A 13352-nucleotide genomic window follows, 5' to 3' on the forward strand; every position below is an offset into this window, starting at 1 on the left:
TTTTTGCCACTAGGAATAACTCATGGCATACGATCGTGGCACTATAATCTATAGCTGGTATCAAGAACTAAAAGAACGATCTAGACAACAAAGAATTGCAGAAGAATCCAAAAAGAGACAAATAGCACAATCAAAAATAACTACTCACAAACACATACATAGTCCCAATGAAGACATCTATTCCATTCCCTTGCACGAGATTTTGTTGTGCAACGGCTATAGTATCAATAAGACTAAGAGCTCTGCTAATTATCCTGTTATGCAAAACAAAGATGAGAAACTCATTATTTTCAGAAGAGATGGGCACTACTTCTATTTTAACTCTAGAAGTGATGAAAGGGGTAACATTGTAACATTTTGCAGAAATAGACATATTAGCATTCAAGAGGTTTTGCATAACTACAGGACAAAAGCACAGCAACTAGAATCATCATTACACCTAGACGATACAAGGAAACAGGAGAATCAAAAAAAGGCTCTGAAAGACTTTAGTGCTTTTAATCTCTATAACCCACAAAGAGCGGACTTTTTTATAAAAAAAGGAATTGATGCTACCACGCTCGATCCATACTTGAATCCTAAAAATTTCAAACAAGACAAGGAAGGTAATCCATGTTTTGCTCACTATGGGGTGTCTGTACTTGAAACAAGAGATCAGGAAGGAGTATTGCAAAGCTCCGATCTAATAGTCCAAGTTGGCTATTCTAAACGCCTAATCACACCGCTTATAAAAGATTTAGAGGGCAATATAAGAGAAACACCACTAAAAAGCATCCATTATGGAAAAAAGGGACTAGAAATACTCTTCCCTAACCTCTTGCTAGATGAACATAGCCCCCAAAGCCCTATCCACCAACTGACAAATATTATTATCACAGAAAACATCATCGATGCCCTAAGTTTCATGCAACTTCATAAACACTACAACCCCCATACAACTCTTCTCATATCAACTGCTGGGCAGTTTAGCTTAGAGAAAAACCTAAAACCATTACTAGAGACAATGAAAGACCCCAAAACTCCAGATTTCCAAAAATTTAAAGTAGATCAAAGAGGATTAAGGCGCGATATCGCATTCACTCTAGCCTTTGATAATGATGCGATGGGAGAAAAATACACAACAAAAGTAAGCGCCTATCTGATGGAGAGCTTTAAAATAACGCCTACTATCCATCAAAGTTTTACAAAAGATGTTAGCGATGACTTAAAGTTGTGCCAACAAACTGGACTAAAAATTGAAAATCTGAATGTAGATACGCTTAAAAACGCGCTAAAAACAATCCTAAGGAATTATCAGTCAACTTCTCACCCACACACAAAAAAGACTCTTGCAACTAAAATTGCAAATATTGATCAAATCTTTCCACTCAAAGAAAACTTCAAACAAAAATTTGTAGAAATCCGCAGTGGCAAGAATATTGGAATGGAGCTATAAATGTACAAATATAAGCCCTACTGTTATCTCATCTCTATTTTATTTGCTCCATCTGTCTTTATAGCCATGCTCTATACATTGTTGAGTCTGCCAAGTCTGCACACAGCTATGCTCTTTAGCAAAAAGATCATGCTTAATCTACAGGACTTCAAATATTTCAAACCACAAATATACCTTGCATTTGTATGCGCCTTATTACCATTTTGCTGTACAGCCTATCTTTTCTCCAAAGGTTCTAACATGCAAAGCCATGGTAAAGCAAGATGGTAAAGCAAGATGGGCAAGTGCTAAGGAAATAGAAGCTTATAGCTATAGTGTTCTTAACTTTTTAAAAAACCTTTTTGGTTTTAGCATAAGATTATTAGGACTTCCTCTAATATTTTTTATTCCAGATAAAAAAGGTTTTATTAAAAATATAGCTAAAAACTTCCTAGAAACATGTAAGCTAGGTTTAACCATCAAACACCCCATGACATTAAATTTCAAGCAGGGCGTGGTAGTGGGCAAATACGAAGCGCTGGGCAAATCTAAACCTGTCTACTATGATAGTCCGCTATCCACCCTTATCATTGCGCCCCCCGGAAGCGGTAAAACAGCAGCAGTTGCTATTCCTAATCTACTGACTTTAAAAAATTCTGTGGTAGTCTTGGACATCAAAGGCGAACTTTGCGATCTTACAGCCAAATACAGACAAAAAAAATTTAAAAACAAGATTTTCGTATTCAATCCACTGGGTGATGATAACACGCTAAAATTTAACCCCTTTGATAAAAAGATTGTCTCTCAACTTGATTTTAATAGAAAAAGGCGACTTGTTGATGAAGTGGGCAACACCATATTTACTGAGGAGAATGACAACAAAGACCCACACTGGACACAGCAGGCTAGAAATCTCTTCATCTTTTATGCACTTTATGATTTGTGTGTCTATGGAGGCTCTAATTTTTTTGAAATCGCCTCCTGCCCTATTAAGAACTATGTTCCACTCATCCATCCTAAAAGTCGCCAGTATGCCGAACTCTTTGAAGTGAAACGGGATGAACAGGGTAATGCAATTAAGGATGCAAATGGCGCTTATATCCAAGAGTTAGATAATAACAATGAGCCGATACAAAACTCCGAAGTTAACGCAGAGGTGTTGTGGTATAGACAGGTAGCCGAACAGGTTTACTTAGATGTAGAAGACTCTAGAAATTACGATGGCACAGTTCACAGACTAGAGAGAGATACAGAGGGCAATATTATTATCAAGGAGGGCATGTTAGATCCTATCATCAGAAATGATGCCAATAGATGGGCAAATGCTAATGATAGGGAATTTGCTAGTATTAAATCTGTTTATTCTAGATTTATGCAAGTCTTTACCAGTTATCAAGTCAAAGAAGCCACTAGTTCTATGAGTTTTGCCTACGAAGATTTAAGGCGCGAAAATATTAGTCTTTATATCAAAATTGCCCAAACAGATATTAATACACTCGCTCCCTTAATTAGAATTCTTCTAGAAAGCATGGCTAAAAATCTACTCCTAAGAGAAAGCCAAAAATTTGAAGAAAGGGTTTATTTTATTTTAGATGAGTTCGTACGCTTTGGTAAACTTCCCTTTCTTTTAGAAATGCCCGCTCTAAGTAGAAGCTATGGAGTGGTGATTCTATTTATCACCCAAAGCAACGCTCTAATAGAAAAATACTATGGAAAAGACGATGCAAAGATCGTCAATGGTACCGTAGCCTATAAAATAGTCTTTAAAATGGATGATCTAGAGTATGCCAAACAGCTTAGTGAAGAAATTGGCAAGATGACTAGAAAAACACGCTCTCACTCTACAGAAAAAGGCCAACTTGTTTTTGGAGGCACGAGCTCTATAGGCAAAGAAGCATGGGATTTACTCAGCCCACAAGACATCATGAATATTGATAGCGATGAAGTCATTATCTTAGTAAGTGGACATAAAGCCAAACCACTTAAGCTCAAGGCAAATTACTACTTTAAGGACTCTGCCATGATGAAACTCTGCCATGATGAAAGGTCTGAAAGATTATACATGGAAAAAATGTGCGTTGTTTGGTTCTTACAAAAAAGCTAGTGTTTTGACATGAAAACTAAACTCAATAGAGGATTATGATGATTGCAAAAATCCGCAAAACGCTTAAAGAATATAAAGACAACTTCCTATGGTTTTACTATATGTTTGGTGGCAATGCCAAATCTATGGAATTTCTCAGATCTTATTGCAAAGAACTAGCGCATGCAAAAAATCCTAGTGAACTAGAAAATTCTAAAACGCATTGTATACGCTTCCTAGAAGCTCTTAGAGATTTAGAGCAGGAGGAGATAAAAAACCAAGAGCGGCTTTCCCCAACCATAACAGCACCATTGATGGATATGTTTATAGAAGAGCTTCAAAGTTTGAATGTACCATCAAGTCCAAGGATCGAAGCTCAAATCTCAAACACTAATCAAGAAAAACACTAATCAAGAAAATACAATACAATTCAATACGAAAATAGACAATACAACACAAAACAACACCATAAAACAAAATACGATACTAGATAATACAATAAAAGAAAATAATTTGCGCTGATAAACTTCATTCAAAGAAAAAAGCAAGAATACGAGAGTCAAAACAAAAGGCCTTTTGGAGATGAAGACTTTAAGCATATACTCTTAGAGTATGCAAGAGATGGCATGAATGCTAAAGAAATACAGGTCCTGCTCCTATTATTACACAAAAATCCTAGTAAACTCAAAGAAGAACATAAGGAATTTCTCTCAGCTGTGTTGCTCAAGAGTCTTGAAAGCACCAAATTACTGCAAGGCGATCCAACAAGAATAGCTATTAAACTATCGTTGGGAGTTGAGAATGTAAGCCCTGAAGAGAAAACAAACCTTATTAAAGAGATTCAAAATAAAACGCTAGATAGGCGTATTTTAGGTGGCACCTATGAGCATTTAGCGCTAGAAGTGCAACAACAAAATAACATACAAAAAAATACCACAACAGACAAAATACCACAACAGACAATATTATACAAGACAATACAATAAAATCTAATACTATAAAACAAAATACATTAAGACAATAAAGAGCAAAAAGCAGAGATTAAGAAAATAGGAACAAAAAACCCAAAAATAAAGGCTAAAACAAACAACCGCTCTAAGAAAAACCGGCAAAATCAACATGACATGGATATGTAAATGGGCATACAAAAAATCTTAACAATGCTATGTCTTGTAATTTTCTCTCCTATGTCAATCTTTGCTTTAAGCATCCTGACAACAGACAATATTAATCTCAAGCAAAGAATAGGTAGTTTGCAGGGGAGAGTGGTATTTGGCGAAAAAGTCTTTCTTGTCCAAGCTATAGGTCAATACCACATAAGAGGAAAAGCCCTAGAGCTAGAGATCACTGATCTTATCAGGAATAACCAAAAACTCCACCTATCACAAAATGCAAGAACCACGCAAAATATCCCTCCTAACTTGTGGATCAGAAAGGGTTCTCTTCTCCATTTTAGCTGTGAAAATGCAGATGAAATTGCTAAAATTTTAGGTGTATCTAGTGAAGAATACAAACAATTAGAAAATTCAACAGATTGTGCTAATGCCACTAGTAATGCTAGCACAGAAAACAATAAACCTAGCGGTGTAGGGGCTGGAATAGACAAACAGGGCGTGATTGGTGTGGATGGCTCAAGTGGCACTAGTAGCTATACAGATGGGAATGTGGGAGGATTCAATAATAATTCTTTTCAAAATAGCAGTAGTGGTAGTAGTAACGATGGTAGTAGCCTACAAAACTTCTCCAATGGTGGCTCCCTCAACAACGGCATATACCCTCTGCCACTGCCAACTGAAAGCGGAGGAAACAACTCAAACACAGATTCAGGTATTCCCTCCAGTAGCGCTACAGATTCTACAAATCTTCCCTATTCCATGCAATATTGTAAGGTCCCTGAATTTGATGCAGCTACAAACCAATTTAAACTTTTTGTGATAGGCAAAGACGGGACATGCCAAGAAATGAATGCCTACAGAGATGATACCAAATGCAGTTATCGTTATGATTTTGAAAAAGGTAAGGCCATTAAACAGACGCAATTTTACTATGTGGATAAAGAGAACAAAACGCAATACATCGGCGGGTGTGTAGATCTCCATGGAGCACAATATGCTATGCAACTTTACAAAGACGATAGCAAATGTACGCTGAGCCAAACAAGTGATAAAGGCTATGGGATGGGGCAATCTCAAAGTTTTCAAACCCAAATCGTCTTTAGAGGCATGGACAATTTACTCCATGTTGCAATAGATTGCGCAGACTACGCTAGGGTGCAGGATAGGATTGTGCGTTATGAAAAGAATTCTAATACCAAACAAATGACGCCTATTGTGGATCAATACTACGAAGATCCTATTACTAAAAAACAGGTCATTCTCAACCGCGGAGTAGAAAGCAAGTTATCCAGCCAATACCAAGAATATGCCTGTGGAAAGTGGGTTTATGATGATGCAAAATTACAAGCTTATAGACCTACTATGTTAAAAAGCTATGATGCCATCAACGGCGTTTATGTAGAAGTTACACCTTGTGATTTTGAATCTGGAATCAAGAGTGGCAAAATTACCGTGCCCTATGCCAAATTACCCGCCACAGAAACTACCTTAGATACAAAAACCACCAGCCATCAATTCTTCTTGACATTAGCTAGAGAACACAGCGGTGTTTGTTATAATGTAAGACAACATAATTGTCCCATCATCGATTCTAATGCCAATCAAGCATGGGCAAGCACCTATGTAACCACAACAACAGAGATCAAGCAGCCCTACCAAAGACCCGCACAAGATGGTGAAACCCCAACTATCTACACCATCACCACGCAGACAAACGCTATCAAACGGAGTACGCAAGTCAGCGATGCGAGCATTGGTCTTAGTGATCTCTACATGCAGTTTGTAGAAGTACAAGAAGGATACTACAAAGATAATACCATCAAGACTTCAGAAAAATTTTTAAAATGGCAACAGGCAAGTGTTAGACCCGGCAATGGAAGTTGTGAGCAACTTGAAATGGTAGGAGACTACATGGGTAGCAGGGTTAAAGAGTGGGTACCAAACATGTACACCAGATGTAGTAGGCATGGCCAGTATGTTTATGATAGCACATGGTAAAAAATACTTACTTGCTTGTATCTTAGGTATAGTCAAGTTGGGTGCTGTAGGGATGCTTGTAGAAAACCCAAGCCAAGACGCTGCTTCTGCTTCCATGCTATCTAGGATGGCAACTCAAATCAACCAAGCAGCAGACATGATCAAAAAATACCAAGACATGTTAGAAAAGGCTCAGGCAACAATCAATCAACTCAATCAAGTCAATAAGGTTTTGAGTGGTACTCAAGACTTCCTCAATGGCTCTATTCTTAACATCGCTAACCCAAAAGACCTAATAGATAATGCAATCAACATTGCCAAACAAATCAAAACCAATACACAAAATCTAGCCGAGCAAGTAAAGGATTATAACATTGCCAATGCTCTAAAAGTGCGCACCATTGCCTCTAAATGCCCTGAAATTGATTATGAACACCTTTCTCCCTCAGCTAAAAGGCTTCTTTTTAGCCAAAAGGGCAAAGAAAGCGAAGCACTCAAAGCATTAAAGAATCTTTCAGATGCAATGGGAAATACCATGATTGAAAATGGTGGCTATGTCTTTGGACAAATGAGTGGCAAAACTCTAGCACCACACATTTGCATAAAACGCGATAATAGGGCTTTAGCCATAGACATCCAAAAAGAAGACATGCGCGCAAGATTAGCCTTGCTCAACAATGACTACAAAGGATACAAAGAGGCCATTAGAAAAAAACAAGAGGCGCAAGACAAATTATTTTACAGCACACAAAAAGAAATAGAAAGGCTTAGCTTCACCTTACTCAGGCGTGTGGAAAAACAACTCTCTACTCTTGGCGTAAAGGATCTCAAATACAAAGGTAAATATTGCATACAACAAACAAGTTCAGATGGTAGAGAATTTTGTGAACCCATGGACTTTGAAATCAATAGGCTTAATGCTGACTTTCTAAAATTGCAAGGCGATTTAAGTGAGCAACTAAAAGCTGCTCCAGACAAAAAAACACAAGCACAAATCTATGCCAATATGAAACAAAAATTTGACACATTGGGCTTAGAATTGACACATTGGGCTTAGAATTTTTTAAATTTTATGAACTCTACACTCTCAGCTGTTTCAGAGATCATTTTGAGCGTTTATAAAAAGGATAATGACCTTGAGCCAATCACTCTTACTAAAACAGAACAAAAAGAATTTCAGAATTTACAAAGCTCCATCAATATGGCCCACAAAGCTAATCTGACAAAATATGGATTTCCTGTCAGTGGTAGTAGTAGCAAGGCATTACCTAGCAATAGAAGTTGGCTAGATAAGAAAAACTTTGATATGAACTATGATTTAGACGGAGATTAAGTAGAATGCGCCATGTTATAATGTCGCAAAAATGTATTGAGTGTGATTATTATGAGACTTGTCCAAAATCTTGTGTGTATTATTGCCATGATTTTATTATCCTGTGCCCTAGTAGCTAAGCCTCTTAAATTTGTCCCTATGATGAAAGAACATGATCTACTACGGCTGTTTTACCTCACAGAAGCCCAGAAACCCTATGCCTTAAATTGCAATCAAGAAATCAATGCCCTTGATTATTTAGATCCAAACTCCAAAGAAAAGAAAATTGAAGTCCCTTTATCTTGGATTGATGACTTGGATGCGTGTACCCGTTATTCTCTGTTATGGGAAAGTGGAAGAAGACACCACACTTTAGTTAGTAATAACTACCTGTTTGAAAACTTCCATGCAACTGCTGTGCGGACAATTGATGATCCTATCTATGGATCAAAATCTATAGAGGAGTCTGCTAAGACTACTAGAGTCTTTAGTAAAAAGGTCAAAGAAATTGCAAAACAATGCAACGAAAAATATGGTAGACCTGCTGGAAGCGCGCACACGCCATGGCAACAAAAGGAAAAGATGATTAAGGATTGGATGCACGAGGTGTCATCTTGTATCAATAGCAAGCAGTCTGAGATCAAAGCTAATATTCATTTAGACGATCAGAGTCGTATTATAAGTATGGACGAACATAATTGTCGTGAATGGCAGAAAAGTTACAAACTAAGTGAAGATCAACTTAGAGATCAAAAAGAGCTCTTAGCCAAAGAAAGGGAGTACAAAAGAAAACACCATTGCAAATGGAAGGATGGATATACTTACTGCTATCTTGCAGATTCTAATCAAACTGGCCATTCTGCAGAATACATCTACGAACATTCACCCGATGCCAAGCAATTCAAACTCTATAGCACAACCAATACCCCCGAATATGAACGGTGCAAGAAAGATTATGGCATCCAAATAGGACCAGAGCCAAGATTAAAATAGAGTAAAATTAATCACATAAAACAGCGCTAATGCAAGAGAGCCAGTATACAAAATTCATAGGTCTATTTGAAAATTTTATCAATCAAATTGCGCTTTTATTGCCAAGTGGCCTTAGTTCAGCACTACAGGCAAGCGGAAATGTCATTGGCGTGCTTCTCATCTTATTATTTGTGTTTAGCAAGCTTAAGAAAGACGATCTTTTTGAGATTAGAACCCTTATAGCTATAGGTATTTTCTTTGGCTATTTAGCCTTTTTCAATTGGAGCATGAATCATCCAAAAGATTCGCAATCTTACTTTAGAAGTTTTATTGAATACCCAGCAGATCAAGTAATGGGTGCTTTAAGTACACTCAAATTTGAAGGCTATCAGGAAACCAACAAAACAGAAACCATTAGTTTTAAAAGTAGAACTATTGATACTTTGATCTCAGAAATTTTTCATTCCACAGGAAATCTAGTAACCCGCACTTTTCAGAGTCTAAAGACAGGCACAATCTTATACATGATTCCTATCGTTTTAACCATCCTAGTCATAGCAGTCCTAGAAGCTTTGTTTGTTTTCCATATTGTCTATTTTATTTGTGTAACTTTCATAGAAATTACCCTGTACTTTGCACTCTACATTCTATTCATTCCATTGGTATTTTTCCAACAAACAAGAGGCTTTGCCTGGTCCTATATCAAAAAAGTTGTGTCCTTAACTTTTTATGCCCCATTTATCACTTTAGTTTCACTCCTAGACTACAACATCTTGACTTTCATTAAAAGCGGGACCACTAACATGGAAGCTCTGCCACAACAGGGGTTTTTAGAAAGCATTTTTAGCACAATACATGTCAAATTTTCAGATTATGTAGATTTTCTCTTAGATCTAACATTCATCGCACTGGGTGCTTATTTTTGTCTCAAGCTTGTATCTAAAATCCCAGAAATGATCAACGCTATCTTTGGCACACAAGGTGTAATGAGCGATGCAAGCCACTTTGTTAGTTCTGCCATTTCTCTAGTTCAAGCTCCCATTGCAGCAACAGCTGGACTTGCCAAAGGAGGCTACACACAAGGAGGAATTGGAGGAGCTCTAGCCAACATAGCCACTATGGGAGGCTATAAAGGTGTATCTGATCTAAGAAACCATGCAATACTTTCAAAAGAAACAAGTAGTAACAGCACAGCTAATCTAGGTGGAAAAGTTGGCACAACTACGGTAGAAACTTAAAAGATGGTAATGTGTCAATTGTTGTCTTTAAACACCATCTGTTCTCCAATCTCTTCTAAAAAATCTTCTACCATCGCGTCTAAAACTTTTTCACAATCCTTTAAGTCTTGAGAACTTGGTTTTTCTAGCTTTTGCAAACTTTCTAGAATATATGGAAAATGTTCTAGAATTTGGGTGAGCCTTTCATCATAATAGCCTGTATCTGCATTAGGAAGTAGTTTTGAGTCGTTAGCAACTTGTCTTAAAAACAACACTTCTTCTTGCATCCTTAAAAGTCTTTCTCTAATCTCTTCGAGGCAAATTTTATCATTCATGATCTTCTCCTTGGCATTTTATTACCCAATAAAGCCATGTTTTTTAAGACTAAAATCCTCAAAAACCCTATCTGTTTAGTGCAATTTTGCACCTGTGTCTGTATCTCTATTAAAAGCGCTTCATGGATACCATCCCCTGCAAAAGCGTTCATGTTAAGATGGCGTGCAATCTGATTGAGATTAGAAAAAGTTGCATTCAATCCCATGTAGAGATTCTTGTGCTCCTGCATAAGCGCAATACTCTTTTTAAGCCACTTGTTTTGGCTATCAGAGGGCTTCTCATGCTCTAAAATCATCGCCTCTAACAACTTAGTCATGCTGGTTTTATTCTCTGAGCTTAGCCTTTTTAGTGTTTGTGCGCTCTTAGCTTCTAGCACAAAAACCATGCGTCTACCTCCATTCTTAAGCTTGGATTTTCTGTAGGGCTGGGGATTTTTAAGACGCATGTGTTCTCACCATAAGTTTTCTTAAGTCTTTTTTGACATCTAGGACATCTTCAATCACCCTGAGATGATCTTTTCTAATAATTTGGATGATCACATCTATGCCGGCAATGAAAAAATCTAACAACGCTTCCATACTGATGTCCTTACCACTACCAATTTTGATATTCATGCCAATGGCCAAGAAAGCGTCTTCTACACTATTAGCATGTAGGGTAGAGATCATGCCGCTATGTCCGGTATTGGCTAATCTTAAGAATAAAGCCACATTTCTAGTGTCAATCTCTCCTAATAAAAGCCTGTCTGGACTCATGCGCATGGCACTATTGAGCGCGTCTTCATAGGTGTAGTGCGTGTCTTCGTTCTTGCCAACAATGATACTAACCTTGTTCTCATTGGATATTTTAAGCTCTGGAGAATCCTCAATACTAATTACTCGTTCATGAGAAGGGATGCTTTCTATGAGGCAATTGACAAAACTTGTCTTACCGCTAGCTGTCCCACCGCTCACTAAAATATTTTTGCCTTGTTTAACCAAATTTGTGAAGTCAGCGTAGTTGATCTGGCGCTCCAAACATTTCTTACCCAATTGGAAAGCATCTATGGGAAATTTAAATGCATGGGGAATTCTGATATTAATGGCAATGGTGTGGTTAGCTGTTACACTAGGATGGATGGCATTTACTCTATATTGTGTGAAAGGAATAGAAGTGGAAAGTTTTGGGTGGTTTAGATCAAATCTTTGGTGTCTGTAGGTAGCTAATTGTTCGCAAAAATTAAGTAAAAAACGCTCATCAAAACGCGCGTTCTCTACCCTTTGTGTCTGTGAACCCTTCACCAGATACAATACATATGGCCCATTAAAAATAATTTCATTGATCTGCATTTCTAGAAATGGACGGAGTTCTTGGATAAAGTGTTGCAACATTAACGATAAATCTTGTTGTTTAGAATGAACCATGTAAACTCCTAAAAATATCCTAATTCTTTGCCTAACTTTTTCACGATCTCCTCATACTTTAAGGTCTCTGCACGAAACTTTTTCAGCTTCTCAACAGCATCTTTATAGGCCTGTATTTTCTTGAGATTACTAGGCTTACAGAAGCTCTCAAAAAACTCTATAGAATCCTTAGATACCTGTTGATTGAATGTACTAGCATCTAGTGGATCTGTGTTTGTCTCTAAGTCTTGGCTCATGGCTTCTCCTTATCTTGTGATTTTTCTTCTTTAAAAAATTGTGCTAAAACTTCCCCATTCTTGGGGATAGGAAACCAAATGTCAGTATTGGGGGAGATAAAAATACGGCTACCCTCTCTAATAGTGATAATAGGCTTGATTCGTATTTGCTCCCTTAAGATTTGTTGTACAATGTTATTGATTGACTGTCCTGTTTGCTGGGTCAATCGCATAAGCATGTAATCTCCAAAGTAGGGATTGGTGTTTAAATATTTGCCTCTTCCCATGTTGTTTGCCAGAGCAGAGGTAATACCAATTAAAAGTCCATTAGAAAGAGTAGACATGCTCAAGGGCAGTCCGTAGCGCTCCCAGTATTTATTATGCAAGGTTCCTACAAGTCCATTGTACCCCTTGACATCTGCTCCCTTAGCATCACTTAGAATAATATTAACCCCTTGTGGCGTTAGAATGCGATTCCACACCACTTCCAAACGATACTCTCCAATCTTGTTATTAGAATTGTAATACCCAATGGCCCTACTCCCTTTAGGGATAAGCACAGCTCTACCCATAGTGGCATAAATATCACTCTCTATCTGGGCTACAATTTTGCTACCACCAATTTCAGAGCTAATAGGTGTGATTAAAATCGCAGGGATCATTCTATCCGCAGTGATAGTGCGCAAGAGTCTATTCTCATTGCTAGCTACATTTTTGCGCTTAAAACCCTCAAAGCCACTAGAACCGTAATCTATTTCTGATGGGTGTTGCTTGTCTTTGGTATTGCTATCACCATTACTTTCCACTTTCTCAAGTCTTTGGCTTAGCAATGTTAGCCTGATCTTTTCTAGGGAATCAGCTTTGCTATAATCAAAGCTATTAAAAGAATATTTGGACACGCTAGAAATTTTCTGTTTCTCTAGCAGTGGGAGTTTAGGGACTAGAGTTTGGTTTTTCCTTTGTATAAGCTCTTCTAATGCTTTTCTGTCTGGAAGTTTTGCAATCGCCTTATAAGTGGCAATGATATGGCCATTTTTATCTATCAAATTGCCATCTTTATCATAGAAATAACCTTTGGGAGGCACAGACTCTGCGCGCTTGATTAAATTATCAATATCTTTTTTAGTGGCATCAAAATTATGCGCGGAAGTTCTGGTACTGCTAGATTCCTTGTCTTGTAAATCTTTAGTATTTTTAAATAAGTAATCTGAGAGAGGAAACTTAGTTTTAATGGGTTCTAATTTTTCCTCCATCTCTTCTTCATAAAAAAACCAGATTACAAGGAGTCCAAAAGGGATTAAAAGAAAC

14 protein-coding genes are annotated in these 13352 nt (G+C 37.5%); 9 read left to right on the top strand and 5 right to left on the bottom strand.

From position 1 onward, the window contains the following. Positions 1-22 precede the first annotated feature (22 nt). The 9 genes from OO773_RS09460 (at position 23) to OO773_RS09500 (ending at position 10111) form a co-directional block, all read left to right on the top strand. Positions 23-1435, top strand: coding sequence for a toprim domain-containing protein (locus tag OO773_RS09460; protein ID WP_040499273.1), 1413 nt, complete (start codon positions 23-25; stop codon positions 1433-1435). A gap of 469 nt (positions 1436-1904) precedes the next feature. Then, on the top strand, positions 1905-3518 hold the full coding sequence (locus tag OO773_RS09465) for a type IV secretory system conjugative DNA transfer family protein (protein ID WP_264828775.1): 1614 nt from the start codon (positions 1905-1907) through the stop codon (positions 3516-3518). 38 nt (positions 3519-3556) lie between these two features. After that, positions 3557-3907, top strand: a complete 351-nt coding sequence (locus OO773_RS09470) for a hypothetical protein (protein WP_264828771.1) — start codon at positions 3557-3559, stop codon at positions 3905-3907. A gap of 216 nt (positions 3908-4123) precedes the next feature. Then, positions 4124-4483: a hypothetical protein gene (locus tag OO773_RS09475; protein WP_264828772.1), complete on the top strand. Its 360-nt coding sequence runs from the start codon at positions 4124-4126 to the stop codon at positions 4481-4483. A gap of 150 nt (positions 4484-4633) precedes the next feature. Beyond that, complete coding sequence (locus OO773_RS09480) at positions 4634-6610, top strand: hypothetical protein (protein WP_050780227.1); 1977 nt, start codon at positions 4634-4636, stop codon at positions 6608-6610. Beyond that, positions 6579-7646, top strand: a complete 1068-nt coding sequence (locus tag OO773_RS09485; protein WP_264828774.1) for a hypothetical protein — start codon at positions 6579-6581, stop codon at positions 7644-7646. Before OO773_RS09480 ends, OO773_RS09485 begins: the two co-directional genes overlap by 32 nt. A gap of 51 nt (positions 7647-7697) precedes the next feature. Continuing rightward, positions 7698-7922, top strand: a complete 225-nt coding sequence (locus OO773_RS09490) for a hypothetical protein (protein WP_264828753.1) — start codon at positions 7698-7700, stop codon at positions 7920-7922. A gap of 51 nt (positions 7923-7973) precedes the next feature. Then, positions 7974-8894, top strand: coding sequence for a hypothetical protein (locus tag OO773_RS09495; RefSeq protein ID WP_040499272.1), 921 nt, complete (start codon positions 7974-7976; stop codon positions 8892-8894). A gap of 29 nt (positions 8895-8923) precedes the next feature. Beyond that, complete coding sequence (locus tag OO773_RS09500) at positions 8924-10111, top strand: type IV secretion system protein (protein WP_034376187.1); 1188 nt, start codon at positions 8924-8926, stop codon at positions 10109-10111. A gap of 14 nt (positions 10112-10125) precedes the next feature. Here OO773_RS09500 and OO773_RS09505 read toward each other — a convergent pair whose 3' ends face one another. The 5 genes from OO773_RS09505 to OO773_RS09525 are packed head-to-tail and all read right to left on the bottom strand — an operon-like array spanning position 10126 to position 13297. Next, a complete protein-coding gene (locus tag OO773_RS09505; protein WP_034376190.1) occupies positions 10126-10425 on the bottom strand; it encodes a hypothetical protein in 300 nt (99 codons plus the stop codon). Then, positions 10422-10871 carry a hypothetical protein gene (locus OO773_RS09510; protein ID WP_006564736.1) on the bottom strand — a complete coding sequence of 150 codons (450 nt, stop codon included), beginning with the start codon at positions 10869-10871 and terminating at the stop codon, positions 10422-10424. Before OO773_RS09510 ends, OO773_RS09505 begins: the two co-directional genes overlap by 4 nt. Further along, positions 10861-11829 carry an ATPase, T2SS/T4P/T4SS family gene (locus tag OO773_RS09515; RefSeq protein ID WP_040499271.1) on the bottom strand — a complete coding sequence of 323 codons (969 nt, stop codon included), beginning with the start codon at positions 11827-11829 and terminating at the stop codon, positions 10861-10863. The genes OO773_RS09510 and OO773_RS09515 overlap by 11 nt, the downstream gene beginning before the upstream one ends. Before the next feature lie 8 nt (positions 11830-11837). Further along, positions 11838-12065 carry a hypothetical protein gene (locus OO773_RS09520; protein ID WP_034376196.1) on the bottom strand — a complete coding sequence of 76 codons (228 nt, stop codon included), beginning with the start codon at positions 12063-12065 and terminating at the stop codon, positions 11838-11840. Further along, the gene (locus tag OO773_RS09525; protein WP_034376206.1) at positions 12062-13297 is read right to left on the bottom strand and encodes a DNA type IV secretion system protein ComB10; all 1236 of its coding nucleotides are present in this window, start codon (positions 13295-13297) and stop codon (positions 12062-12064) included. Before OO773_RS09525 ends, OO773_RS09520 begins: the two co-directional genes overlap by 4 nt. Positions 13298-13352: the final 55 nt, after the last annotated feature.

The organism is Helicobacter suis HS1, from assembly GCF_026000295.1.
In the GTDB taxonomy this organism is placed as follows: domain Bacteria; phylum Campylobacterota; class Campylobacteria; order Campylobacterales; family Helicobacteraceae; genus Helicobacter; species Helicobacter suis.